27 protein-coding genes and 1 pseudogene are annotated in these 25,737 nt (G+C 48.3%); 14 read left to right on the top strand and 14 right to left on the bottom strand.

The features are described from left to right. Positions 1-202: 202 nt before the first annotated feature. The 6 genes from AB3R30_RS23725 to AB3R30_RS23700 are packed head-to-tail and all read right to left on the bottom strand — an operon-like array spanning position 203 to position 4,761. Positions 203-616: a hypothetical protein gene (locus AB3R30_RS23725; RefSeq protein ID WP_458651686.1), complete on the bottom strand. Its 414-nt coding sequence runs from the start codon at positions 614-616 to the stop codon at positions 203-205. A 33-nt stretch (positions 617-649) separates the two neighbouring features. After that, the gene (secF, locus tag AB3R30_RS23720) at positions 650-1,633 is read right to left on the bottom strand and encodes a protein translocase subunit SecF (RefSeq protein WP_458651685.1); all 984 of its coding nucleotides are present in this window, start codon (positions 1,631-1,633) and stop codon (positions 650-652) included. Further along, on the bottom strand, positions 1,630-3,054 hold the full coding sequence (secD, locus tag AB3R30_RS23715) for a protein translocase subunit SecD (RefSeq protein WP_458651684.1): 1,425 nt from the start codon (positions 3,052-3,054) through the stop codon (positions 1,630-1,632). The genes secF and secD overlap by 4 nt, the downstream gene beginning before the upstream one ends. Before the next feature lie 58 nt (positions 3,055-3,112). Then, the gene (locus AB3R30_RS23710) at positions 3,113-3,511 is read right to left on the bottom strand and encodes a type II toxin-antitoxin system VapC family toxin (RefSeq protein ID WP_458651683.1); all 399 of its coding nucleotides are present in this window, start codon (positions 3,509-3,511) and stop codon (positions 3,113-3,115) included. Next, positions 3,508-3,753, bottom strand: coding sequence for a type II toxin-antitoxin system Phd/YefM family antitoxin (locus AB3R30_RS23705; RefSeq protein ID WP_458651682.1), 246 nt, complete (start codon positions 3,751-3,753; stop codon positions 3,508-3,510). Before AB3R30_RS23705 ends, AB3R30_RS23710 begins: the two co-directional genes overlap by 4 nt. 24 nt (positions 3,754-3,777) lie before the next feature. Then, positions 3,778-4,761 (bottom strand): pyruvate dehydrogenase complex E1 component subunit beta, encoded by a 984-nt coding sequence (locus AB3R30_RS23700; RefSeq protein WP_458651681.1) that lies wholly within the window; start codon positions 4,759-4,761, stop codon positions 3,778-3,780. A 276-nt stretch (positions 4,762-5,037) separates the two neighbouring features. Between AB3R30_RS23700 and AB3R30_RS23695 the strand changes: the two genes are divergently transcribed. From AB3R30_RS23695 to vapC, 4 genes are all read left to right on the top strand, one after another. Beyond that, positions 5,038-5,571: a DNA recombination-mediator protein A gene (locus tag AB3R30_RS23695; RefSeq protein WP_458651680.1), complete on the top strand. Its 534-nt coding sequence runs from the start codon at positions 5,038-5,040 to the stop codon at positions 5,569-5,571. Positions 5,572-5,579: 8 nt separating this feature from the next. Continuing rightward, a complete protein-coding gene (locus tag AB3R30_RS23690; protein WP_458651679.1) occupies positions 5,580-5,714 on the top strand; it encodes a hypothetical protein in 135 nt (44 codons plus the stop codon). A 158-nt stretch (positions 5,715-5,872) separates the two neighbouring features. After that, positions 5,873-6,115, top strand: a complete 243-nt coding sequence (locus AB3R30_RS23685; protein WP_458651678.1) for a hypothetical protein — start codon at positions 5,873-5,875, stop codon at positions 6,113-6,115. A 3-nt stretch (positions 6,116-6,118) separates the two neighbouring features. Then, positions 6,119-6,526: a type II toxin-antitoxin system tRNA(fMet)-specific endonuclease VapC gene (gene vapC, locus AB3R30_RS23680; RefSeq protein WP_458651677.1), complete on the top strand. Its 408-nt coding sequence runs from the start codon at positions 6,119-6,121 to the stop codon at positions 6,524-6,526. A 12-nt stretch (positions 6,527-6,538) separates the two neighbouring features. Here vapC and AB3R30_RS23675 read toward each other — a convergent pair whose 3' ends face one another. Beyond that, positions 6,539-7,921 (bottom strand): DNA double-strand break repair nuclease NurA, encoded by a 1,383-nt coding sequence (locus tag AB3R30_RS23675; RefSeq protein ID WP_458651676.1) that lies wholly within the window; start codon positions 7,919-7,921, stop codon positions 6,539-6,541. 334 nt (positions 7,922-8,255) lie between these two features. On the opposite strand from AB3R30_RS23675, the gene AB3R30_RS23670 reads away from it, so the two are divergent. Beyond that, complete coding sequence (locus AB3R30_RS23670) at positions 8,256-8,531, top strand: hypothetical protein (protein WP_458651675.1); 276 nt, start codon at positions 8,256-8,258, stop codon at positions 8,529-8,531. Between the two features lie 66 nt (positions 8,532-8,597). On the opposite strand, the pseudogene AB3R30_RS23665 reads toward AB3R30_RS23670, so the two are convergent. After that, positions 8,598-9,035 (bottom strand): annotated as a pseudogene (locus AB3R30_RS23665) (IS1595 family transposase); the annotation flags it as partial. A gap of 13 nt (positions 9,036-9,048) precedes the next feature. Between AB3R30_RS23665 and AB3R30_RS23660 the strand changes: the two are divergent. Continuing rightward, positions 9,049-10,092: a transposase gene (locus AB3R30_RS23660; RefSeq protein WP_458651674.1), complete on the top strand. Its 1,044-nt coding sequence runs from the start codon at positions 9,049-9,051 to the stop codon at positions 10,090-10,092. Between the two features lie 79 nt (positions 10,093-10,171). Here the strand turns inward: AB3R30_RS23660 and AB3R30_RS23655 are convergent, their stop codons facing one another. Beyond that, positions 10,172-12,349, bottom strand: a complete 2,178-nt coding sequence (locus AB3R30_RS23655) for a lytic transglycosylase domain-containing protein (protein ID WP_458651673.1) — start codon at positions 12,347-12,349, stop codon at positions 10,172-10,174. Positions 12,350-12,533: 184 nt separating this feature from the next. Here AB3R30_RS23655 and AB3R30_RS23650 point away from each other — a divergent pair, with 184 nt between their 5' ends. The 3 genes from AB3R30_RS23650 (at position 12,534) to AB3R30_RS23640 (ending at position 14,795) form a co-directional block, all read left to right on the top strand. After that, on the top strand, positions 12,534-14,006 hold the full coding sequence (locus AB3R30_RS23650) for a leucyl aminopeptidase (RefSeq protein ID WP_458651672.1): 1,473 nt from the start codon (positions 12,534-12,536) through the stop codon (positions 14,004-14,006). A 200-nt stretch (positions 14,007-14,206) separates the two neighbouring features. Beyond that, positions 14,207-14,383 carry a hypothetical protein gene (locus tag AB3R30_RS23645; RefSeq protein WP_458651671.1) on the top strand — a complete coding sequence of 59 codons (177 nt, stop codon included), beginning with the start codon at positions 14,207-14,209 and terminating at the stop codon, positions 14,381-14,383. Between the two features lie 226 nt (positions 14,384-14,609). Beyond that, a complete protein-coding gene (locus AB3R30_RS23640; RefSeq protein WP_458651670.1) occupies positions 14,610-14,795 on the top strand; it encodes a DUF4278 domain-containing protein in 186 nt (61 codons plus the stop codon). Positions 14,796-14,946: 151 nt separating this feature from the next. On the opposite strand, the gene nrdJ is transcribed toward AB3R30_RS23640, so the two are convergent. Next, positions 14,947-17,223 (bottom strand): ribonucleoside-triphosphate reductase, adenosylcobalamin-dependent, encoded by a 2,277-nt coding sequence (nrdJ, locus tag AB3R30_RS23635; RefSeq protein WP_458651687.1) that lies wholly within the window; start codon positions 17,221-17,223, stop codon positions 14,947-14,949. Positions 17,224-17,811: 588 nt separating this feature from the next. On the opposite strand from nrdJ, the gene AB3R30_RS23630 reads away from it, so the two are divergent. The 5 genes from AB3R30_RS23630 (at position 17,812) to AB3R30_RS23610 (ending at position 21,406) form a co-directional block, all read left to right on the top strand. Next, positions 17,812-18,609 (top strand): MlaE family lipid ABC transporter permease subunit, encoded by a 798-nt coding sequence (locus tag AB3R30_RS23630; protein WP_458651669.1) that lies wholly within the window; start codon positions 17,812-17,814, stop codon positions 18,607-18,609. 76 nt (positions 18,610-18,685) lie between these two features. Continuing rightward, positions 18,686-19,072 (top strand): DUF3119 family protein, encoded by a 387-nt coding sequence (locus tag AB3R30_RS23625; RefSeq protein WP_458651668.1) that lies wholly within the window; start codon positions 18,686-18,688, stop codon positions 19,070-19,072. A 48-nt stretch (positions 19,073-19,120) separates the two neighbouring features. Continuing rightward, positions 19,121-20,275, top strand: coding sequence for a DUF3086 domain-containing protein (locus AB3R30_RS23620; RefSeq protein WP_458651667.1), 1,155 nt, complete (start codon positions 19,121-19,123; stop codon positions 20,273-20,275). A 105-nt stretch (positions 20,276-20,380) separates the two neighbouring features. Continuing rightward, positions 20,381-21,064: a glycerol-3-phosphate 1-O-acyltransferase PlsY gene (plsY, locus tag AB3R30_RS23615; RefSeq protein ID WP_458651666.1), complete on the top strand. Its 684-nt coding sequence runs from the start codon at positions 20,381-20,383 to the stop codon at positions 21,062-21,064. Between the two features lie 18 nt (positions 21,065-21,082). Next, positions 21,083-21,406 (top strand): hypothetical protein, encoded by a 324-nt coding sequence (locus AB3R30_RS23610; protein ID WP_458651665.1) that lies wholly within the window; start codon positions 21,083-21,085, stop codon positions 21,404-21,406. 48 nt (positions 21,407-21,454) lie between these two features. Here the strand turns inward: AB3R30_RS23610 and AB3R30_RS23605 are convergent, their stop codons facing one another. The 4 genes from AB3R30_RS23605 to nadA all read right to left on the bottom strand — a co-directional run bounded on the left by AB3R30_RS23605 (position 21,455) and on the right by nadA (position 25,448). Continuing rightward, on the bottom strand, positions 21,455-22,381 hold the full coding sequence (locus AB3R30_RS23605) for a cation diffusion facilitator family transporter (RefSeq protein WP_458651664.1): 927 nt from the start codon (positions 22,379-22,381) through the stop codon (positions 21,455-21,457). Positions 22,382-22,400: 19 nt separating this feature from the next. Next, entirely contained in the window at positions 22,401-23,192 is a 792-nt protein-coding gene (locus tag AB3R30_RS23600; protein WP_458651663.1) for a WecB/TagA/CpsF family glycosyltransferase, read from the bottom strand. Positions 23,193-23,277: 85 nt separating this feature from the next. Beyond that, positions 23,278-24,285 carry a glycosyltransferase family 2 protein gene (locus AB3R30_RS23595; protein WP_458651662.1) on the bottom strand — a complete coding sequence of 336 codons (1,008 nt, stop codon included), beginning with the start codon at positions 24,283-24,285 and terminating at the stop codon, positions 23,278-23,280. Positions 24,286-24,473: 188 nt separating this feature from the next. Next, positions 24,474-25,448 carry a quinolinate synthase NadA gene (gene nadA / locus AB3R30_RS23590; RefSeq protein ID WP_458651661.1) on the bottom strand — a complete coding sequence of 325 codons (975 nt, stop codon included), beginning with the start codon at positions 25,446-25,448 and terminating at the stop codon, positions 24,474-24,476. Positions 25,449-25,737 lie beyond the last annotated feature (289 nt).

The following is a 25,737-nucleotide window of genomic DNA, read 5'->3' as shown; positions in this document are numbered from 1 at the left end:
CTGGCAATTTTACACCCTTCTCGATGCCTTGAATCCCTTATCCCTTCCTATCTGGATAGTTTTTCAGGGACAACTAAATAAGCGATACCAGCTTGGGGTGCGTTTTGCTATGTTCTACGCACCCTTACCTCACCCTAATCACGCGATCGCGTGTTTTCATTTCGCCTCTCGTCATATCCCCTACAGAGACGCTACGCGAACGTCATTCGTCATTTAAACACACCCACTTCCACAATGGGTGGCTGTTACCCTGCTGGCGAATGCGAAGCACTTGCTGTTCTAAGCGGCGGCGTTCTCCTTTCGGCAAACCAAACAGCCAGTTTCGCAGTTGCCAGACCAAAATAGACAGCGTTACTGCCACACAAAGAGAAAAACCAAAAGCAGGGATGCGATCAAATACTAGCCCATAGCGCAGGGATGCCCAAGTGAAGTATTCGATCGCCAAGGAGATTGGGTAGCGTAAACCCCACAGGCTAAACGCGCCAACCGTCAGCCACAGCAGACTGGCAAAAATCCAGCGTCCGTAAACTGTTAGCTGGTGAAGACGATGAACTTGCGCTAAAAAAAGCGGATCTTGGCTAGCTTCTGGGGTAAACGGTTCATTTGGCTGATTCATAACAGCAGCGACAAGGAGTAGCATACTAACCGATTAAGAGGATGCTTCATCGGAGGCAACAACATTTGAGCTAGGACTAGATGAGAACGCTTGCCCCGTTTTTTCGCGCCATAGAGCTAACAACGTACTGGCAATGAAGATGCTGGAGTAAGCACCCATGGTGAACCCGATAATCAGGGCAAGGGCAAAGTTTTTAAGGGTTTCGCCGCCAAAAAAGAAGATAGAGAAAAGGGTAAGCAACACGGTCAAGGTAGTGTTGATGGAGCGTCCGAGGGTTTGGTTAACGGCAGAATCTACAATGTCATTGATGTGGCGATCGGGGTTAAGGGTGATCGTTTCGCGTATGCGATCGTAAATCACCACAGTATCGTTGACGGAGAATCCTACAATCGTCAACAGTGCCACAACAAACAGCGAATCTGCTTCAACACCCGCGACCAATCCCAAGATAGAGAATATACCAGTGGTGGTCAAGATGTCGTGAAATAGCGCCACGATCGCAAAAACGGCATAATCCAGTTGAAACCGCAGGCTCATGTAAGCGGTAATGCCGGCAAAGGAAACGAGCAGGGCTAGCAAACCGGATGTAAACAATTGCTGCCCCACAACGGGTCCGACCGTATCAATTTGAGTTTTAGCCGGGTCAAAGGCTCCAATTTTTTGGCTGAGGGCAGTTTGTAGTTTGGTGCGCTCTTCGCCCGTTAGGGGTGCGGTGCGAATGGTGACTCCAACCGGCTTTCCGGTGCGATCAGTAATCGCCTGAATACTGCTATTTGCATGTCCTTCTGCTGCCAAGATTTCCCGGACAACCGCAACATCCACCGGCTGATCGCAAGCTCCTGGTTTCGTGCAATCCAGTTCAAATTGCAGGCGGGTTCCCCCGATAAAATCTAGGCTAGGGCGCAGCGGCACACCAAATTGCTGCCAAGAGATGAACATCGCAGCTAATCCTGCCAAAATTAGCGCTAAAGAGAGCGACCACCAAAGATTACGTTGACGAATAACTTGTAGTTTCATGAGCTAGGCTGTGCCTCCGATCGCGTCGTGGCTGGCAAATTGGGACAAAAGTATTCAGGCTTACGCAGGCTAGGAAACCCAAGCACATACAGCATTAGAGTTCGGCTACAGGTAATGGCGGTAAACATACTAATGACAATTCCTAATGCTAACGTCAGGGCAAACCCTTTAACTAAGCCTGCCCCTAGCCAAAACAGTGCGCCGCAAGCAATCAGCGATGTCACATTGCTATCTAGAATGCTGGAAAAGGCGCGGTAAAACCCAGACTCTACGGAGCGATAGAGCGTTTTTCCGGCTTTCAGTTCCTCACGGGTACGCTCAAAAATCAAGATGTTGGCATCTACTGCCATCCCAATACTGAGAATGAATCCGGCAATTCCCGGCAGGGTCAGTGTTACTCCCAGTAGGTTAAATGCTGCCAATGTCAAAATGGTGTAGATAATTAAGGATGTATCGGCAATCAGTCCAGGAAGTCGATAGTAAACCACCATGAAGATGAGAACTAAAAATAAGCCGCCTAGTCCCGCATAAATGCTGCTTTGAATGCTGTCTCGTCCTAATGTCGCGCCAACGGTACGGTTTTCGACCACTTCGACGGGAAAGGGAAGGGCACCGCCTTTAAGTTGAATGGCTAAATCTCGCGCCGTTTCTAACGGAAAGTTGCCTTCAATCACCGCCGAGCCACCATTAATTCCAGTTTGGGCGTATTTGACATCCACCGAGTAGGCAAAGTTGGCGCTAATCGGCGCACCATCTAGAAAAATGCCGAGGGTGCGTCCGGTTCCGGCAATACTTTTGGTCAGTTCGGCGAACAGTTCGCCGCCGCGCTGGTCAAACTGAAGTGCCACATCCCAGACATTTTGTGAGTTGGTTGCGCCGGGGTAAGCATCTTTGAGGTTTTGACCCGACAGTTCGGTTTTTTCAAATAGTTCGGCGATCGCGGTATTAATCGCCTTCAAATCTGCCTGATTCTGTTCGATCGCAGTCACATCAGCAGATTTTCTCAATTCGTCTCGTTTTGCCGATTTTTCGCGTAGCTGCTGCCGCTCGATTTGTAGCCGCGCTTCTGTTCCAGGCTTTTGCTTACGAAAGTCTAGCTGGGCAGTGCCGCCCAAAACCCGCTCTGCCTGAATCGGATCGTTTACGCCCGGAAGCTGCACAATGATTTGGTTGTTTCCGGCAGTCAGTACCAAGGGTTCAGATACGCCCAAACCGTTGACCCGCCCTTCAATTACGCGCCGGACGGCATCCAGGTCATCGGGTTTGATTTCCTTGACCTGCTCGGTGGGCTTCACCTGAATCGTTAGTTGAGAGCCACCCCGCAAATCTAAACCTAACTGAGTTGGAATTTTCCAAATCACTACCAGAGCGCCAATCACCAGCGCCGCAATAAAAAGCAAAATTAACCGCTGTCTTCCCATAGGTAATCCCCGCTACAGAAGCTATGATAACGCCTTCCCGACTTTCTCCCGCATCCTCTCAAGAATTACCTGCCCATAAGAGCGAAACCGAGTAGCGATCGAATATTTGATCAGCGCTTACCAACGTCATTTTTTCAGTCTGAGCTTGGGTAATCAATAGTCGATCAAAAGGATCGCGATGATGAAGTGGTAAAGCGGCTATTTGAAAGGTGTGAGCGGCAGTAATTACCAGCGATCGCATACTTAGCTGCGCTATTCGGCTGGACACGTAAAGATCAACGGGTTCAGGCAACGGCAGTTTTCCAATAGAAACCTTGATGCTGATTTCCCAAATGCTTGCCACTGACAGCCACAACTCGTTAGCTTCATCTGCAATCTGGGCAATTGCTTCTTGATTTAGGCGATTAGGCTGGGCAAACCACCAGAGCCAGCACTGCGTGTCGAGTAACAGTTTCACATTTCATGCCCCTCAAATGCTGCCAAAATTTCTTCTGGCAGGGAATCATTAAAATCTTCTGGCACCAGAAAAAGCCCTTGGTCATTTCCTAAGCTCTTAAGCCGATTAGACGAACCGTGGAAGGGCACCAACTTTGCAACTGGAACCCCTTGGTTAGAAATAATAATTTCTTCGCCCCTTTCTACACGAGCTAACAATCCAGAGAGATCGGTCTGAGCCTGATGAATGTTAATGGTTTCCATGAGGTTGCACCAGTGGCTAATTGCCTATAATTGCTTGGTCACAATCTTTTTCACGGCTTCTACGATTTGCTGGGGCTGCACGATGGTCAGGCTTTCCAGTGCGCCGTTGTAAGGAGTGGGAATATCTTGGGAGGAGAGCCGGATGACAGGTGCATCCAGTTCATCAAAAAAGCGATCGCTGATGGATGCCACTATTTCCGCCCCAATGCCGCCCGTCCGCATACATTCTTCCACCACCACCACGCGATGAGTTTTGCGAATAGAGGCACCAATCGTCTCAAAATCAAGTGGTTTCAGCGACAGCAGATCAATAATTTCAGGATCGTAGCCCTCTTTTTCCAAGGTTTTCACAGCTTGCAGGGCGTGATGGCGCATCCGCGAATAGGTCAGCACCGTCACATCTGCGCCTGAACGAACGATTTCTGCCTTGTCTAAGGGCAAATAATATTCCTCGTCAGGCAAATCTTCTTTCAGGTTGTAGAGCAGCACATGCTCAAAAAACAGCACAGGATTGTTATCGCGAATGGCGGATTTCAGCAGCCCCTTGGCGTTGTAGGGTGTGGAACAGGCAACGATTTTAAGTCCGGGGACTGCTTGAAAGTAAGCTTCTAGCCGTTGGGAATGTTCGGCTCCTAGCTGCCGCCCTACACCGCCCGGACCTCGAATTACCAAGGGAATATTAAAGTTGCCGCCGGAGGTATAGCGCAGCATTCCAGCATTATTGGCAATTTGGTTGAATGCCAATAGCAAAAAGCCCATGTTCATCCCTTCGATGATCGGGCGTAATCCAGTCATCGCGGCACCTACTGCCATGCCTGTAAAGCTGTTTTCGGCGATCGGGGTATCCAGCAGTCGCAAATCACCATATTTTTTGTACAAATCTTTGGTGACTTTGTAGGAACCGCCATAATGCCCAACATCTTCGCCCATGACCATCACGGTTGGGTCTTTTGACATTTCTTCGTCGATCGCCTCGCGCAGGGCGTTGAAGAGTAGGGTGTCTGCCATGGGTTCCTCTAAATGCTCGAATGATTGCTTGAAGCCAATCCTAATTCTAGAACAGTCGGCTGCGATCTCCCAGAGCTAGAGCTTATGAACCTCTCACAATTGCAAACCCCGAACCCCAAATTCAAAATGTAAAACTCGCCATTCGCCATATCTCTTAGGTCTACGCTACGCAAACGTTCTGCGGCATTTTCTTATCTGCCAATTGCTAAGTCTTATTGCCCTATTGCCTGAATCATGAGAAAAAGTTCCGTGCGGCAGGGCTAGCTCTGTTACAATATGCTCCGTTGTACAGTCGGGACAGCATCCTTGAGCCAGTCTATCAACATTCCTAAAGTCGATGATTTTCTGCAAGAATTAGCCACAATTCAGCAGACGGGATCTAAGCGGATTGCGCTGCTGGGTTCCCGCCATGTGCCGATTACTCATCAAAAGCTAATTGAGATCATGAGCTATGCCCTTGTCCTGGAGGGTAATCGCTTGATCACATCTGGGGCAACCGGAACGAACCTTGCAGCAATTCGCGGGGCGATGCGAGCAGATCCTTCATTGCTGACAGTGATCTTGCCTCAAGGTCTAGATCGTCAGCCACGAGAATCTCGCGAACAGCTTGAACAGGTCATGCATTTAGTGGAAAACCCTGACAATGATACGATGGCTTTAGGAGAAGCTAGCGCTGTGTGCAATCAGGAAATTATTTCTCGCTGTCAGCAACTCATTTGCTTTGCCTTTCACGACAGTGCCACCTTGCTTAAAACCTGTCAGGATGCAGAAGACCAGCGCAAAATCGTCACTTTGTTTTACTTTGATTAGTAAACAGAGTGCTGATTGCTGAGATTATTGGGCAGTGCTATCGCTTTGGCGGACTTTTTGATAGAAGTGCCGAAATTTTGGAGTTTGGCGCAGATTATCTGATGCGTCAACAGGGAAAAAGCGATCTCTCATTTTCAATCTAACAATTGGTTACACAGCAACAACGCTGGGTGGTATAGATTTGCCTTAGCTCTTGTGAAATAGGAGGCGATCGCTGAACTAGAAGCCGCGATCGCTGAATTGCAGGAAATTTTGCAAGAATTGAGTGAGAAAATCAGTTTGTAAGCACAGAGTAGCGAAGATGGAAAGCATTAAAGTACGTCGGCGTGTTGGGCAAGACGGAATTCTTCACCTCGATATTCCTGTTGGAATAATAGAACGAGATGTGGAAGTGATGGTAATTTATCAGTCTGTTCCATCGGTAACCGCAAGTGGGCGATCGCTAGAACAGTTCTATGGCATCTGTGCCGATGATCCGATTATTATTGACGAGCGCGGAGTTTTGGAGAGCCTTGACGATGACCTTGCCGGAGCGTTTGACTAGAGGATGCGTTACCTGCTGGATACAAATGTTTGTGTGATGTATTTGAATGGTCGTTCGATGTCGGTACGCGCTCGCTTGAGTTCTATCTCTAATGAAGAGATGGTGGTGTGTTCGATTGTCAAAGCGGAGTTATTCTATGGCGCTATGCGAAGCAACAATTTAACTCGAACGTTAGAACGGCAACAGAGATTTTTGGAAAGCTTTGCTTCACTGCCTTTTGATGATGAAGCTGCGATCGTCTGTGGTCAAATTCGAGCGCGTCTTGCCAGTGCCGGAACTCCGATCGGTGCCTGCGATTTACTGATTGCCGCGATCGCTCTGGCGAACAATCTCACCCTGGTCACTCACAACACGCGAGAATTTGAGCGCGTGGAGGGCTTGCAGGTTGAAGATTGGGAGGTTGATTTATGAGTGAATTGCTTATTACGCGATGCTGCCGCGTTTGCGGGCTTCCTTGTAGGAAACGCCGACATTTTGCAGTCCAGCGCGGATCATTTGCTGTTCTAGCAATGCGAAAAAGCGAGTGCGATCGCCGCCTCTAACCACTGCTTGATTATGTGCTTCTGCCAAAGCGACGGGATAGCCATAGCCTTTTTGTACCTGCGCTAATACTAAACTGAGTGCGTCGTCTAGCAACGTGCGATCGTCCAGCACCCAGCCGGGAAACTCGACCCTAGCAACTTCCGTGCCCACATGCACATAGCAAAAGTAGACTCGATGCTGGTCACCATACAGATCCAAAATGCTGGCAGAACTGCGCCAAATGGGGCTACGCTGACCGGGCTGTAGCTGCATTGCCCACATTGCCGAATCTTTCAGCGGTTCTAACACCTGACAAGGCGCATGATTTTTTTGCCCTACATCGTTTTTGCCTGAACAATGGGTCATGCAGTCGGGAACCTCAAAAGGGCAAGCAGTCAATCGTAAAAAGTTGACGGCTTCCCCACTACGAGAAGCGCTGAGATAGCCAACTAGGGGGACTTTTGATTGCCGCAACTGTTCCCATGATTCTAAAATTGGCTGCAAGATAGTGTTCCGCGCTTCGGCTGGCAACTGTTCTAGAAACCAGTAGATTAGGGAACCATCAACCATTGCGAGAGTGGGAGGAGTGGGAAGTTTTGAGTTTTGAGTTTTGAGTTTCGAGTTTTGAATGTCTGATAGCTCCATCTGGTGAGTTTGGAGTTCGGAGTTTGGAGTAACTCCTTTGGAGACGCTATGCGAACGGAGTTCGGAGTTGGGAAGTCGAAGTTCGGAGTTCGGAGTTGGAAGTTCGGCATTCGGAATTCGCAATTCCAAACTTTCTTTAACGTGTTGCCCTAGTTCGGCGATAGCGATCGCTTCTGAAACGGTACGTCGATAGCCCATCCATTCTTCGGTGCGAATGCCCCACTGTCGGGAGAGATAGAGATCTTCAGGGCGATAAAAGATTTCTGGCAGGCTATCTAGCAAGGGATGGCGGCTTTGACCATAGTGCAGCACGATTCGCCCAATGTTGATCAAGTAGCAATAGGCAATTTCGTGATGGCTGGGGGCAATTTGGGAGCCATCGGTGGCAATGACGGTATGGGCAGCGGGGGCAGTGGAGATGCTAACTCGCAGGTTCAGCGGTTCGATTGGGGTGGCGGCGGTGAAGGTAGTGCGATCGCGCCACTGCGCCTGCAACATCACCAGTTCAGCCTGCTGGCGATAGGCTTTATCGAGCAAGGTTTGCGATCTCTCTAATCGCAATCGGGTCGCCACTGCCTCTTGGGTTAAGTGTTGGCTAATGCCCTGCATTTGTTGCGTCAACTGAGTCAAATCCAGCATTCATCCCACCTCAACGCTACCAGTCTACTGATAGCATAATTCACCTGTACTGGGTTGACTCGCGACTGTGCAAGTATTTTAGAAAAGTCTTACATTGTGTTGTTAGGTAACTGAGGTAATTTGCGGAGGCAGTACTACAGAACTATTAGCTGGCATCCAAAGCCAAGTTGCCGCAATGCTACTTTAAGTCAATACTTTGAGGCTACGAGCGCGGCGATTACGTTTATTTCCAGGGGTGCATAAATCTGTGGGGGTAGCCCCTGGAAATAGCTACGCACTCAGAAATATTGCTGTAAACTGAACAGTGTATAAAGTAGCACAATTAGTTTTGTCAGTGAACATCAATCCACAGGTCATTACTGGTTCATGGCGTTATGGCGTAGCACTACAATGGCATACATTATCGAGTGTGTCTCGTAGTGATGGCGGTTTTGACACAACGCGCAGCGAAATTGGAGAAGCCCTCTATCAACTCAAATATCAATTTGACCGTAGCAAAATTGAGCCAATCGCTGAAGTTGCAGCCCAACAAATCATGTCTTTGAGAGTTCTTCAGTACCTGAAAGCGATGGTCGCTGTACCACCGTCAAATTTAGATCGTCCATTTTAGCCGGTGCTAGAATTGGCTAAGGCTCTTGGGAACAAAACTAATTGGCTCAATAGGTAATTCAGGGAGTTAAGCGAGAAGAGTTTCCAACAAAGCACTGAGCAAGGCGTTGCCTCGTTTTTTAGCATTGTGAACGAACTCAAAGAAACGCAAGTCCAGGGGCAGCTTCTCCTGAGAGATACCACGATGGGGACGTAACCACGAGCGCAGAAGTGACCAGAAGCCCTCCATCGTGTTGACATGGACTTCACAAAACCCATCCCCATCGTCATCACGGGCATATTCTCCTGCCCCATGACACACCGTTTTGTGTTCATAGCCCCACTCAGGTAGCGCATTGTAGATGCCATACTCATCCGTGTAAATTAGACTTCCAGCCGCAATCGTCGCTTTGACCAACAGTTCAATCGTCTGTTGTTGCACGTTCTCAAGCATCCGAATCACGACTTGTCCACCGCGTTGAATCATGCCGAAAATCGGCGGTTTTTCCTTTTCAAGCGACCCTCGACCCCGACCCCCTTTGACCTACGGGTTGGATTGGTTTTATAACGGGAGTCAGAGCCGCACTCAAAAAAGTTTAGAGATTGCGGTGATTGCAGTGATTGATGTCGAATCGCACCCGGGCTACAGCTTATCGGTGCAACAAACGCCAGCAAGTTTAGCAATCGGCGAGGCAAAGGCGCAAAATCAGTGTCAGTCGATTCGCTGGGCAATGATTGAGCAAGTTCGGCAGCAGATTGAGCAACTCCCCAGCAAGGCGACGACACAGGCAGCAGAAGTAGCGGTTGAACCCACTCGCATCGATGTTTATCTCAAGCAACTCCAGGACAGTCTCCCCTATTTGCCAACCCGTATCAAGCACTGGGTGGTGGATGGCTTCTACAGCAAGAAAAAGTTTGTCGATGGGGTGGTTGCGTTGAACCTACAGGTAATTAGCAAACTCCGCAGCGACGCGGATATGCGCTACCTCTACACTGGGGTGCAAAAACCGCGTGGGGCAACGCGTAAGTATGACGGCAAGGTTGATTTGTGGGATTTGAACCGATTAGAGAGAGTGCGTCAACTCGAACCAGGACTATACCTTTACACGCTTGTAGTTTGGCACGTCTCACTCAAACGTAAAATCCGCATTGCTGCTGTTGTGGATACTCGTAAACCCGAAAAAACCGACATCGCCCTGCTATTTTCAACCGATATTGACCTCCATTCCGAAGTGATCCTCAAATATTACAAAGCGAGGTTTCAAATTGAGTTTATTTTTAGAGATACCAAGCAGTTTACGGGCTTGTGTGATGCTCAAACTCGCCAGGCTCAAACGCTCGATTTTCACTTCAATGCCTTGTTGAGTGCCTTGAATTTGGCGAAATACGAAGACCAACTGCGCAGAGATCCGGGGAACCAAAAGCAGCCTTTGTCCTTTTTCTCGATGGCGAGTTATAAGCGGTTTGCCTTCAATGACCATCTACTGGAGCGATTTATTTCAATGTTAGAGTTAAACCCAACTTTGATTAAATCCCATCCGAACTATCAAAACCTGCGCTCCTACGGCATCATAAGCTCTTAATTCTGTCCGAACCATTATTATCTAGTAGATTTCTTTATATTTAGCTAAGTACAAACGCGCTTTTGTAAGCCATTGACCGCTAATTCATTCCGTTTTTGGGTGAGATTTGGGCAAGCTTTTGAGAGATTTCGGGATTGTATAGTCGTAAGTAGTTCCAGTAATTCTCAAACACCAACTTCACATAGCCGCGAGTTTCATCATAGGGAATTGATTCCACAAACTGGTCAGGGTCGCCTATGCCTTTCTTCGCAACCCAATCACCGACTGCACCAGGACCTGCGTTATAGCTGGCAACTGCCAGCATCGAGTTGTTGTCATATTCATCGTGGGTATAATCCAAATACCAAGTGCCTAGCTTGATATTGTCGTCCGGCTTAGCCAGTTGATATTCCTTTAGCTTAATTTTTTCGGCAATCCAGGCTCCCGTATCGGGCATCACCTGCATTAATCCTTTTGCGCCGGCTGATGAGGTGATATTGGACATAAACCGAGATTCTTGGCGAATCAAAGCGGTAACCAGTAGGGGATTGAGTTGACGTTCTTGCGACCAAGCTTCGATCGGCTCCAAATAGGGAAATGGATACAGCGCATACCAGTAGCTCATTTGCTGCTTAAGCGCTCTGTACTGCTGTAGCTCTTCAGCCGTTTCGCGCTGGCTCAAGTGAGACACCATAAAAATGCCGTCTAAATGATCGCCAATGCCCAGTCGGATCACACCATCGGTAAATTGTTCCGAAACGGTGGGCGTTGCAGCATTTTGAAATTCTACTTGCCACAATTTCCAGGTATCTTGATCTTGCCCCAGTTGATGAAGCTCCCGCAGGGCATCGGAACCCACGGGCAAAGGCGGACGAGCAGACGGACGAGCCACCGCAGGCTTGAGATCGCGAACCGAGGAGAAGTCGCCTACGTTCCAGCCTAACAAGTCCGCTGATCGCCATGCGTAGTAAGACTGGGGATATTTTTTCAGCACAAACTCAAACGTTTCTTGTGCCTCTTTAGATTTGCCCAGTTGGGTTGCCCATTTGCCCACCCAAAAAGCGGCTTCTGGAGCTAATTCGCTATCGGGGTTTTGGGTGACGATAGGAGCCGCCCATTTCCAAGCAGTTTGGGTATCTCCGGCTTTTGCCTGCTCTGAGGCAAGCTGCCATCGCAGTTCTGCGGCGGCATCCGATTTGCCATGCCGACTCAGGAGATATTGCCGCGTTTGAGCCGCAGATTCTTTACTATTCAGTTCGTCTAGCAGCTTGGACTTTTGCAGCAGGGCTTCACCTGCGCGATCGGGAAAACGGGCGATCGCCTGATCTAGGTAAGCGATCGCGAACTCCGGCTGCACAATTTTGGATAGGCGGATTAACGCTAAACCCGCTTCTGGAGCCGTGGGAAAGGTGTTGACAGTGCGAATATAAGCGTCGGTGGCTCCCCCGGTTTCACCTAGTTGCAATCCTCGCGCTGTACGATAGGCATTCCGCGCCGTGAGTGGCGCTTTTGCATAGGCGGTTCCGGCTTTGCCATATTGTTGTTTTTCCCAATAGCCAAAGGCGATCGCTTCCCAGTCTGCGGGAGTTAGCTGGTTGCGATATTTCTCAACTAGGTGATCTAAATAAGCAGTGTATTTTTCTAAATACAGTCCATGTCGGGCGATCGCTTGGAGCGCATCTCGCTGATTGGGATCTTTCTGAAGACGCTGCTGAGCGATTTCGATGGTGCGAGGATGGGCAGGAAACTGAGCGATCGCCTGATCCCCATATTGCGGATTAGTTTTGCTCAAGGCAACTAGCGCTTCTGCTGCCGCTGGATCACTGGGATGGCGCTTGAGTAAGTCTTGCCAGGTTTCTTGAGATTTTGCCCCATCTCCGGTTTTTTCTAACGCTTGGGCTTGTTTCACTAGCACATAGGGCGCTAGCACAGGATAATCAGCATCTAGCCCTTTCAGTTGCTCTAGTGCTTTCTTCGCCTGACCTTGCTGCAATAAATCGGTCGCGAGTAGATAGCGGGCGCGGCTGCTTTCAATTGGCTTTTTGGCATGGGCGATCGCCGTTAGCTTTTCCGTCCGTTTTGCGGTGGGCAATGCCTTTAGCACATTAATATCTTGGATCTGAACGGCTGCCGATTGCAGTTCCGCCCCAGATTTCATAAACTGTGTGGCTTCGGGTTGGCGATCGAACAACGCTTTTACAAAAACGCTACTGACCACCAACACGCCCAAGCTTGCGCCAACCAACCGATACACTTGTTTTCTTCCGCGCTTCTGCATGGAGCTATACCAGAATGGGGAATTTTTAAATAAAGCAGACTTTAATCAGGCAAATCTTTAGCGACTTTAGCATTTTTATCAAGAAGTGGACGAAGGATTTTGACCCTTCAATTCTGCGGACTCCTATCTTTATGATCAATACTGGAAATGAGTTGAATCAATCGGAATTTAGAGGACGGTTTGAATGGATTTGCGAGCAATCAATACTTCCTGTGTGGAATGGTCGGGGGATGCCTTAGCCGTAGGGTTGTTTGAAGACCAAGTGGAGTTGGCGGGTGACTTAGTAGCCCTAGATGACAAGCTATTTGGCACACTGAAAGAACTAATCGCCGAGGTAGATTTTAAGGGTAAAGAGGGCAGCAGTGCGGCAACACGGGTTGGGAGTGGCAGTAGCATTCGTAAAATCATTGTGGTTGGTTTGGGCAAGCCGGATAGTTTAAAGCTGGAAGGCTTGCGACGGGCGGCAGCGGCAGCGGCAAAACTCGCTCGAAAAGAAAAATGCAAGATTCTGGGGATCAGCTTTCCAGTGTGCAATGCCGATGCAGAGGCGACTACTCAGGCGATCGCGGAAGGGGTTGAACTGGCGTTGTACCAAGACACGCGGTTTAAATCAGAACCCGATGACAAAGTGACTAAACTGGAGCGTATCGATCTGCTGGGTCTAGCGGGGCAAGAAGCCGCGATCGCCCGTGCCCGTCAAATTGCTTCTGGAGTGATCCTAGCGCGAGAACTGGTCGCGGCTCCGGCAAATATAGTCACGCCCATTACTTTGGCAGATACCGCTTTGGCGATCGCCCACGACTATGGGCTAGAGGTGCATATTTTGGAGCGAGATGAATGCGAAAAGCTCGGCATGGGCGCATTTTTAGGCGTGGCTCAAGCATCCGATTTGCCGCCTAAGTTCATTCACCTAATCTATAAACCTGAAGGCACTCCGCGCCGCAAGGTGGCGATTATTGGCAAGGGCGTGACGTTTGATTCCGGTGGTTTGAATATTAAAGGGGCAGGCAGTGGGATTGAGATGATGAAAACCGATATGGGCGGAGCGGGTGCCACACTGGGGGCTGCTAAGGCGATCGCTCAACTCAAACCGGATGTGGAAGTCCACTTTATTAGTGCAGTCGCAGAAAATATGATTAGCGGGGGTGCTGTCCGTCCCGGCGACATCCTCACGGCTTCCAATGGTAAGACGATTGAAATTAATAATACAGATGCTGAAGGGCGGTTGACGTTAGCAGATGCGCTGGTGTTTGCCGAAAAGCTGGGAGTAGACGCGATCGTTGATCTTGCCACCCTCACTGGAGCTTGCGTAGTCGCTTTGGGTGACGATATCGCTGGATTGTGGAGTCCTAACGATGCGCTTGCGACTGAGCTAGCCCAAGCGGCTGAAGGCTCTGGTGAAAAAATTTGGCGGATGCCGATGGAAGAAAAGTACTTTGACGGCTTGAAGTCGGTGGTTGCTGATATGAAAAACACGGGACCTCGGATGGGTGGCGCGATTACGGCAGCACTGTTTTTGAAACAGTTTGTCAAAGACACTGCCTGGGCGCATTTAGATGTAGCAGGACCCGTATGGGTTGATAAGGAAAATGGTTACAACGGTGTAGGGGCAACGGGTTATGGGGTTCGCACTTTGGTTAACTGGGTGCTAAATTAACCTGATGTGCAACTAAAGTCCAACCCTCATCCCCCCGCCCCTTCTCCCAAGGCAGGAGAAGGGGAGAAAAAGTGTTTCAAAGTCCCTCTCCCGCTCTGGGAGAGGGATTTAGGGTGAGGGTCATTAGGAAAGTCGCACATCGCGTAAATTAACTCATCAATACACCTTCTTTGTATAGCAACGGATAGCTTATTACAAACTTGAAGCCTGGAACGTTAGATGACACAAGCTGGCTGCAACCCGTTGGTCATGTGTGGACTCGCAGCGCTCAGCCTTGGTTTACAATTCCAGCAGACACCTTACAGGAAAAGGGGCAACCCCTAGACTTCGCTGAATTTTTCCAACGGTTTACTCCAAAAACTAAATCATCTAAATAGACAAAGCTCTCCAGCCCTACCGCTTATTTCTGGTGAAGCAAACTTTCGGCGATCGCGTCAAATCTGCTTCAGCGGCTATTCGGATGCGACGCAAATCACAAGGATCTGACTTGTTTAAATCACAAGATAACTGCTGAAGAATCACCGAGCTTGATAGACTTCGCACACAAAATAATTGCTGAAATGGCTCGAATATTAAAAATGTAAGCCCTCAAGACTGTGAATCATGAAACTTGCATATCGTGGCATTGTCTATACATCTGTTGCTGATAGCTATGACCTTCCGACATGGGAAGTGGTAGGTAAATATCGAGGACAATCAGTTATTTTCAACAAGCCTATGAGAGTAACTCAGCCGCACGCCGTTACCCAATTGAATTACCGTGGAGTGCCCTATATTAGAGTCCGTTAACCCTTTTTTCTAAAACAGTATTTTATTGCCTTTCTAAGTTTTGAACAACGTAAAGTAAAGCCCTGAGAACTTCATCTCAGGGCTTTTTTTAGGAGGATACTTGAACCCCAACCAGGAATACAGCCTTACATCAACACATCACTTGATGATGTCAACCCTTCTTCTCCGGCATCATGCACTTGTCGCTATCACATCCAGCGGGACCTTCGGCAAGGTTGAAGCCAAGGTCATAGTGGCTGAGGGCACCATAGAAATCAGTGGTACGCTGGCGAGTTTTAACTTCTGCTTCGAGGCGATCGAAGGTGGTTTTGTCAATTTTCTCGAAGGGTAAACGGGGAAAGGGTGCATCAAACCGGGCAAGTAACGCCGCGCTGATGTAGCCTTCATCATGGGCGATCGCTTGATAAATTCGTCGTCCTAACGGCTCCACTTCGGCTTCGGTTAGTTCTATGGTGGCGCTGGTATTGTGGGCAGTGTAATACTTCTGCACCTGCATATAAAAATCAAACTGTGCTAATGCCGAGAACTGCTCAATCGGGATTTCATCGGCTCCCGGCAAGTTTGCCCAGGATACCTCTACTGGAATTTCCACGAGCCATTCAGTACAGCGATCGTCAAACGGATCATTAAGCAAATTGCCGTTTTCATCTTTGTCTGATTGCGATGGCACAATGCTGTAGCCGTAATCCAGACATGCCATTGCCACCGGGTCACTCTTGCGAAAGGTAATCCGCCGAATAAAGCGCTGGGCTTTGGGAGGATGCCAACCTGGACTCGCGCCAGTGAGCAGCGATTTGGTGCCTGCGGGCTGCACGGTGGTACAGCGGTTAGGGTGCCTAATACTATGCTGGTCGCAATAATTCCAGACGACTTGATGAACTATCTCTCGCCAGCGCGTCAGGTATGCCTGCTCTCGTTGTTGAAACTCTAACCCGGCGATCGTGTTGGGTCTACCTTCTTGCCACCAGTGCAACCATTCCACGCCAAAGGCATGAACGAAAAAGTCAAACAAGCCCGTAAATGAAACTCCCACAATGGGGTCTAGTTCGCGAGAAAACTGATAGCGGGGTTCGCCAAACTGATGATTTAGTAAGGCAGCCACAGAAAGGGCGGCAGCGGTGAAGGCTTTCTCCTGAGTTGCATAGTCAAGGGGATCAATTTGATTGAGATGCACCTCTGATAAATTGCAGTGAAAATCTGACCCTAAAATTTCACCGCAAGGATTTAGCCCGTAGCGTCCAAGGCGATGCTCTAATTCGGCAGCAGACATTTGTGGGTAGCGCTGTTGCAACCATGCTGGAGCAACGCCCTGATTGTAGGCGTTGAGAAAATCAGTTCGCAGATCGGCATTGGTGAGCAGATCGACGTTGGCACGGGCGATCGCCTCTGGGGCGTACTGAATCGCGCCCTCACCCGAATAAAACTGTTTGCGAACCGCATCAATGCACTCCTGCTCCGTCGGCTTTTGGTGAAAAACACGAGTATGATTTGCCATCCGCAGCACATCCCGTTCCGCATCAATCCGCCAGTTGCCCTCCGCATCCTGCTGCCACAGGTTATCTTTGGCACTGGCAAACGCAGCGTCTTTACTGTCACCTTGGCGCATCCCAGCGGACCTGCGGATGTTACCTGCAACGACCGTGGCGGCGGCTTCATCAATTAGCAAGCAGCATTCCACCGAAGTTAGTTGTCGTCCGATCGCTTTGTTCAACAGTGCGGCACAGCGAGCATATAGACCAGACAGCCGAATTGGGTTAGCCACCCCACCAAAGCCTTTTAAAACTTCTCCTTCTGGGCGCACATCGCTGACATCCACTGTGACTTGCACTACGCCGTCAAAGCGTTCGTCTGTAGAAAGTTCTAGCAGCGTTTGATAGGAAGACACCCAGCCCTGGCGACTATCGCCCACTTGAATTTGAACGGTGTTTGCTTGGACGATGACTTCAGTGCGATCGCGTCGCTGCGTCGCTGGAGTAGTACCCACTTCACCAGCCACCGTAACCGAAATCTGGTTGCGAATCGCCGGAAGCCGTTCAATATACTTCGGTTCCAGAACGGCTCCAGTACCACAGCCCATCATCGCAAGATCCATCATCAACCCAAAAGCGCGCCAATCCACAACGTTGGTGCTAGTGCAGTTATAAGAACCTGAAAAATTCTCAGACTTTTCGATCCAGGGTGTGCCACCCACCCATAGCCACCGTCCTGATGGTAAGGCTTTCAATTCTTGCTGCATTTGCTCAATCAAATCGGCTTCCATAGGGATGAGTTTGCCCAATTTCACTAGTCCGCGTGTAGTGCGCTCCACAACCACATCCCACGGTTCCCGTCCGCCTTCGGTGCGTCGGCTATAAGTGCGATAAAAAACAGGATTAGCTGTGGGTGCTGTTGTGGGAAAGGGATTAGGGACTGAGGCTTCTGCGATCATCGCATCTGTAGCAATAGTCTCTTGATGACGAATATTTCTAAGTCGAACCATAATAAGGTCTCGCTTTTGATGGAAGTTAAACGGATGTAGCTAGATGTGGATGGAAGATTTTAAGTCTACACTATCCCTAGCGGAAACTATTCCTAGAGTTTTAACATAAAGAATTGTCATCGCGATCATTTCAGTAAACTCTTTCAGCACGTTAAATAATGCGATGTGCAACTCAGTTTTTGGCAGGAAAGTCTCATCCTGATTGCACTCGTGCTGGCGGTGATTACAGGGCTACTGGTTGGGAGCCTTGCGAGGAGGTGATCAAGCATAAGGGTGTTCGGTGAAGGCTGCTTTTGCAGTGTTGCAGGAAAGTTTTCAGGGAACTCGTACATCGTGTACTTATAGCAATAGCAACGGATGAATAAATGTAGGACATAAAGCTCCTTGAGAAATAAGAAAGAACGGACGCTTGTTGTCTTAGTCTCTCCTCGTACTGCTATATATTCATTGTTGAAGAGTGAGCAAATAAATGATCCCTATCCCCACTGCGCCATAATTCAGCTATTCTGACAGGAGGTTATTGGCTCAGTAGTTTCTGTGAGTGCAACGGGTTCTATTTCTAGTTTAAGGATTTGGAGTCAACGACTTTTGGCAGCAATCTTGCTCGGTGGGCAGGTAGTTGTTCGCCTATTCACAGGGCGGATTCATCGCCGGAACACCTTGGAGCAACTGGCAATCGTGGGTCCTGCTTCTTTGTTGATTGTGTTGATGACTGCTGTATGTATCGGCTTAGTATTCACAATTCAAGTCTCTAGAGAATTTATTAGTTTGGGTGCAGAAAGTGCTGTGGGCGGTGTCTTAGCGATCGCGTTGAGTCGCGAGTTATCCCCCGTTCTCACCGCAGTGGTCATAGCAGGTCGGGTTGGGTCAGCCTTTGCAGCCGAGCTTGGAACCATGCGCGTTAGTGAACAAATTGATGCGCTTTATGTTCTCAAAACAGATCCAATCGAGTATTTGGTCATTCCACGAGTGCTTGCCTGCTGCATTATGCTGCCCCTACTCACCATTTTTTCGTTGTTTGTTGGCTTGGGTAGCGGCTATTTGGTCGCAACCAACGTATACGGAATCTCTCAGACTTTATTTCTAGAGTCAATTCAAAGTTTTCTCAAACTGTGGGATTTATTTAGTGCCCCGATTAAGGCTCTTGTTTTTGGAGCAATGATTGCAGTCATTGGCTGTAGTTGGGGGCTAACAACCACAGGTGGAGCGAAAGGCGTGGGGCAATCCACGACAACTGCTGTGGTCACCTCTCTGCTAGCGATTTTCATTAGCGATTTTTTCCTATCCTGGATTATGTTTCGGGGCTTGGGCAGTTCCACAATTCCTGGATTGTAATGGGGTAAATTTTGCTGCCGACCCCTTAGCGACCCCATACAATGAAAGAGTCAACCCCTATAAATTTGTAATTACTGTGACGACCGTTCCTTCTCTCATCCCTGATTCAACCGTTGAACTATCGCCGAGTTTTTGGTTGCCGATCGCGTTAGTGGGTTTAGCATTACCCCTGTTTTTGGTGCAGGTTTGGGTGAGTGGCGCGATCGCTCTATTTGGTCTGTTTTTGTTTATTCAGGCAGCTACTTTAAGACTACGGTTTACCCAAACTGACTTAGATATTTATCGCGGCGAAAGCTTAATCCGTCGGTTTCCCTACCGTGAGTGGCAAAATTGGCGCATTTTTTGGACTCCGGTGCCCATCTTGTTTTATTTCAAGGAAATCAATAGCATTCACTTCCTGCCTGTTTTGTTTGATCCTAAAATGTTAAAAACTTGCCTAGAAGCTCGTTGCCCCCGCTCCTAGCGTTTCTCACTCTTTCCTTTTGCCCTTTACCCCAAGCAAAGACTGGTTATGACTCCCAATGAACTCCCCCTTGACACGGCAACAACTGAAGAATCACTGGGGATTCAGGAAGCCTCAATGCGATCGCTGATTGAAGAAGAAGTCACCGCTTTACCTGCACCCAATGACCCAGATGAAGCAGTGATTCCTGAAGATACGGTGATTGCAAAAGTTCCGTTTGGTGGAGTTGCTCCAGTGAACCTAGAACAGCGGATTGCAGAGTTGCAGCGTCAGGAAAAGGCATTGCATCAGGATATTGCTCAGTTGCAAGGCATAAAATCTGAACTACAAGGGCAGGTAGCAGCCACTCAAAGCGCGATCGCCTCTTTACTTCAGGAAGGCTTAAAAGACTTAGAACAGCGGAAACGGGATTTGCAAATTACCGTAGAACAGCTAGAACGCCGTCAAGAACGCATCCGGGCTGAAATGCGAACCACATTTGCCGGAACCTCTCAAGATCTTGCCATTCGAGTCCAAAGTTTCAAAGAATATTTAGTCGGCAGCCTCCAAGATTTAGCCCTTGCCGCTGACCAATTAGAGCTAACCAAATTTAAAGAACCTGAAAAGCCGCCTGTCCCGATCGCGGCAGCGGTGACCCCTCAGCCTCCTACGCCTAAATTTGCGGATGAAAGCTTTCAAAGTCAAACGAAAAAAATCCGCAGTTTAATCGATCAATATCGCAGTCGCCCAGATTATTACGGTCCTCCCTGGCAGCTACGACGCACCTTCGAGCCAATTCATGCAGAGCGGGTTTCTAACTGGTTTTTTACCCAAGGGGGGCGGGGTGCCATCCGCACGATGGGTAGTCGGCTGCAAAACATTTTGGTTACTTCTGCAATTATTTCGGTGTTGCAAGAGTTGTATGGCGATCGCCAAACTACGTTAGTCCTCGCCGATTCTCCTGAACGATTGGGCGAATGGCGCAGAGGATTACAAGACTGTCTGGGCATCACTCGCAGCGATTTTGGTCCCGATCGCGGTGCCGCTTTGTTTGAAGATCCCTTCGTGCTATCCCAAAAAGCCGATCGCATGGTCAAAGATGGCTTGCTGCCCCTCGTCGTGATTGACGAAACCGAAGAGCAGATTGATCTGACCCTGCTGCAATATCCTCTCTGGCTAGCCTTCGCCCCTAATCCTCAGACTCCTAGCTACTCCAACTACTGAGCCTAAAAGTGAGCATAAAAAGCCAAAGGCTAGGAACTTAGAACCAGAAACGAGATAATATCGGGTAAGCTTTTCTGAGAAAACTGCTCCTATTTCCCATCTCCTATGTTTCTTTGGTTAACGCTCAACGGTTTATTCTTGCTTGTTGCCTACCTGTTGGGATCGTTGCCCAGTGGCTATTGGGCGGGGCGGCTAGTGAAAGGGTTTGATATTCGAGAGCAAGGATCTGGCTCCACGGGGGCAACCAATGTATTAAGAACCGTGGGTCAGCTACCCGCGTTGATTGTGCTGCTGGTAGATATTCTCAAGGGATCAGCCGCGATCGCCCTATTTCACTGGCTTTATGCATCCGAACTTGTCCAGCCATGGGTTCCAAACACGGTTGATCCGGCAGTATGGCTACCCTGGATGGTCACTTTGGCGGGAATGCTGGCGTTGTTGGGTCACAGTAAATCCTTATTTCTCAACTTTACTGGAGGAAAATCGGTAGCAACCAGCTTAGGCGTATTATTAGCGCTGAACTGGATTGTCGGGTTAGGAACATTAGCAGTGTTTTTGGCGGTCTTGGGCATCACCCGAATTGTGTCGATTAGCTCGATTATGGGCGCGATCGCGACTTCTGGGCTAATGGTTGCCACCAACCAGCCTGTGCCCTACCTGCTATTTAGCATTGCTGGCGGCATTTACGTGATTTGGCGACACCGCACCAATATTCAGCGACTGATGGCAGGCACCGAACCCCAACTTGGACAAACTCTGCCCGAAGTGACGACTCCACCCCAGTTCTAATCCACAACTCCTATTCCTATGGCGCTTAAAATCATTGAGCAGTTTGACAGCAGCTTTTCTTTGGAACCTGATGCTAAAGCAGCCTTGTTTACTTTTTTGACAGCGGAACCCTTTTTACAAGAAGTTGCTCAAACGGCTGGCTGCTCATCGATTGAGTTTACCCAACTATTATTTCAGCCCATTCCTTACACAACCGCCACACCGAAAGGAATGCCTGCTGAATTTGAACCCTTCCACACGTCCACAGACCATATCATCATCAACGTGCCGCCCAACTTCATGTTTAAAGCAAAAATATTTAAACCGAGTCGGCTCTGCGCGATTTATCGGAAAGTATCCTAGCGTCGTGATAAACCAGTGATCTTTTAGGAATCAGTTATTGCTTAAGGACTACGGAATGGAATCGATATCTTGAGGTGCGCGATCGAGATCTTGATCGAGCCAAGAACTGGCATCTTCTTTGGGTTCTAAATGAGTCATCACATAAGTTCCAGGTAAAGCGCGAATGATTGCTAGTTCAATCTCTTCACATAGATTATGTCCGGTATGAACGCTCCACTCACCTGGCACTAATACATGAAAGGTGACAAAGCTACGAGAACCAGCATTTCGGGTTTTCAGCGCATGAAATAGGATACCTTGCTGTTTGTAAGGTGCCAAAATCTCCATAATTTGGGTTTGATCGGCAGTTGAAATGGCGCTATCCATGAGTCCAGTCCCTGTTTCCTGTAGAAGCCGAAACCCTGCCCAAACGATGTTTGCTGCAACCAGTAGGGCGATAATGGGATCGAGGATTAGCCAACCCGTGAGTTTGACTAGCAGAATTGCGATCGCCACACCAAAGGATGTCCAAACATCAGTGAGCAAGTGATGAGCATCAGCACGTAGGGTAATAGAGCGCAACCGTTTTCCGGCGCGTAGTAAAATCCAGGCAACGCCGCCATTAATTGCAGTAGCAATAAACGATAAAGCTAACCCTAGCCCAATTTGTTCAATGGGTTGTGGATTAAATAGCCGACCCCAAGCTGCGATCGCGATGCTACTCGCTGCAATCACAATCAAAACGCTTTCAATGCCGCTAGAAAAATACTCTGCTTTTGTATGCCCAAACGGATGATCATCATCGGCAGGCTTCATCGCATAAGAGAGTGCCCAAAACGCCACGATCGCTGCCACCAAATTTACTCCCGACTCCATCGCATCCGACAGTAGCCCTACGGAACCCGTCAGCAGATAAGCACCCGTTTTCAACCCAATAGTTAGAAGTGCAGCGGCGATCGACAAAAGTGTATAACGACGGGCAGCATGGGCACTCATAGCAATTATCTAAGAGCAGTTATCTAGGGCTAGAAATTCTATAGCGCGAAAAGACAGGGGGTTTATAAAGACCCAGTTTTTGCTTAATCAGCAACCAGAAAAAAGGCAAATCTTCGACTAAATAACGCTTCCAGAGCCGCTTAGGATCAGAGTAGAGTCGGAATAGAGATTCGATGCCCAGTTTGCTCATCCACTTCGGTGCCCGTTGAATTGCCCCAGCTTCAAAGTCTATGGTCGCTCCGATCGCCAAAAAGATTTTGACATGAGTAAATTTATCTCGATATTTGTGAATCCATTTTTCTTGCTTGGGTGCGCCAACCCCAACCGCCAAAACGGTTGCCTGTGAGCGATTGACCATCTCGATCAGTTCTAAACATTCCTGTTCGCTTTTTTCAAACCCAAAAGAAGGAGAATGGGCACCGATGACCATATCCCGACCCATTTTTTGATTGATTTTGATTTTTGCGCGATCGGCGACCCCTGATTTGCCGCCTAACAAAAAGATGGTGATGGAATCATCATATCGATGAAACTTGCAAAACGCTGGAAACAAATCTGAGCCAGAAATTTTTTCTTTTAGGGGCGTGCCTAACAGTGAAGCAGAATACATCAATATTTGACTGTCGCAGACTCGGTAATCTGCGTCTACATAGGTTTTAAAGAATTCTTCATCTTGCTGCAACTTCATTAAGTGGTCAACATTGGGCGTGAAAACAACACCATGCTGTAGCTGTTCTAAAAGTTCCTTGAGGGAAAGGTTGTCAAAAGAGACATTCAGAATATGAACTTGACCGTTTTGGATAACAGACATAGCAGTTTGTGTGATTTACGTCGATCGCAGGTTGACTCAAGTTTTGGTAGTAGGCATGACAAATGACTTATTAAAGAGTGATTCATCAAGCTGGAGTGCCAGACCCTGCTGCATTGTATTCAATCAACCGGGACGGCTTTTTGAACACCTTGCCCCAATAGAATCGGAGCAAGCCCTGAGCCTGTGGAAACTTTGCCATTGTGCAAGACAGAGCAAACAAACGCGCATGGGGTTTAGAGTACCCTGACCGCCGAGCATACTGATAGACTCGATAAGCCATTAATCCATAGCTGCCTAACAATATCAAACTCAATCCTTTTGTGAGCCAAGCGGATGACAGAATCACAAGTGGAATGTAAATTCCCCACAGTTTAATGCTGCGGGTTTCTTTAACCCAGTGTTTTTCGGGAGGTGCCCCATGCAGCCATGCTCCTTCTGCAAATGCATGTCCCGATCGCACAGACCGCTTCCACCACTGCTTAAGCCGGGTCATTTGGGCATCATGCAGGGTCATCTCGTGATCAACCCGTAAGATTTTGCCGCCGTTTTGCCGCAGGCGAACACACAATTCAGGTTCTTCGCCTGCAATTAGATTCGGGTTATATCCACCCACTGCTTGTAGCGCCGAAACCCGCATGAGGGCATCTCCACCGCAGGCTTTGGCTTCTCCAATAGGCGTATCCCATTCAATATCACACAGGCGGTTATAGATAGAGGCATTGGGAAACCGCTCGCGTCGCCGCCCGCACACAACGACAACTTCTGGATGAGCCTCTAAGACTTGTTGAGCATGGCTTAGCCACGTTGGAACAATTTCACAATCGCCATCCACAAACTGAACATATTGCAGGTCAGGTTCAAGTTCCATCAACCGGGCAAATCCAGCATTACGGGCACGAGCAGCAGTAAATGGAATAGATAAATTCAGTTCGACGACCTCAACTCCTAGCGATCGCGCCATTTCAACGCTGCCATCAGTGGAACCTGAATCGACATACACCATCCGAGCAACGCTACCGAACACTGACTCTAAACACTGACGCAGGCGATCGCCCTCATTACGTCCAATGGCAACTAATCCAATCTGGCTCAAACCCGAACTCCCTTGAGGAAACGTTAACTTTTAGTATTCCCTCGTTTTGGTTAGAACACAAAACTCTTTAAATTTGTTTCAAGTTTTTAACAACTTAATGAAGTTCGTATTAAGTAACCTAGCTAAAGTCTGATCTACGAATTGTTCTGTGGGTTTGTAAATTGTTTTAAAGTCTGCACCTTATCACTTTAGAGACTCATTTCTAACATTCGTTGAATCGGTTGAAGAGCAGCCGTCTGAATATCTGGAGAAAGCGTAATTTCAGGAGTGCGATTTTTCATGCATAAATACAGCTTTTCTAAAGTATTTAAGCGCATATGGGGACATTCATTGCAGGCGCAGTTGTTGATCGGTGGGGCGGGAATAAATTTTTTGGCAGGTTCAGCTTTTTGCATTTGGTGAATGATACCCGGTTCAGTTGCCACAATGAATTCGGTGCTGGAACTTTGCTGGACATAGTTAAGCAAAGCGGTCGTTGAGCCGATGTAGCTAGCGTGACGCAAAACAGCAGGTTCACATTCGGGGTGGGCGATCGCTTCAGCAGTGGGATATTGCACCTTTAACTGCACCATTTTTTTCTCCGAAAAGGTTTCATGCACCATGCAACTTCCCTGCCACAGCACCATCTCCCGTCCCGTTTGCTCCATGACATATCGACCCAAGTTGCGATCGGGCGCAAAAATAATCGGCTGATCTTTAGGCAATTGGCGAACAATCGATACCGCATTGGAACTCGTGCAGATAATGTCGCTGAGGGCTTTAATTTCTGCGGTGCAATTTATATAAGAAATTACCAAATGTCCAGGATGAGCAGCTTTAAATTGGGCAAATTCTGCGGGTGGGCAGCTATCAGCAAGAGAACAGCCCGCATCCAAATCAGGCAGCAATACCAGCTTATGTGGATTCAAAATTTTTGCAGTTTCTGCCATAAAATGAACCCCAGCAAACACGATCACTGCTGCATTCGTGTCGGCGGCTTGCCGTGAAAGCCCCAGAGAATCACCAATATAGTCAGCAATATCTTGTATATCCGGATCTTGATAGTAGTGCGCCAAAATGACAGCGTTGAGTTCTTGCTTCAGGTTGGCAATTGCAGCAAACAGGTCGCGGGGTAAAGAATCCGTTGTCTGACTAGGAAAATTGGGTCGAGTTGTTGTAAACACAGCAGTAGTATTTATCCGCAAGATCCTATTAATTATAGTATTTGTTACCAAAATAAGAGACGAATTAGGTAAGGCTTATGCAGGTTGACTGGATTGTCTAAAAGGAATTTGCCAAGTTTGCTAATCAATCCTGCGATCGCTTACAAAAAAGTGAGATAGCCTCTTCGATTATTTACACTAATTTAGATAGAAGATGCAACAGATCTTAGGTTGAGACCGTGACTGAGTAAAGCTTCTACAACTCAAAACTCAAAACTCAAAACTCAAAACTCAAAACTCAAAACTCAAA

Source organism: Sivoneniella epilithica UHCC 1019 (assembly GCF_040830845.1).
GTDB lineage: Bacteria > Cyanobacteriota > Cyanobacteriia > Leptolyngbyales > Leptolyngbyaceae > ULC077BIN1.
Note: the sequence above shows the minus strand (reverse complement) of the source record. Positions and strands in the feature narration are given on the sequence as shown.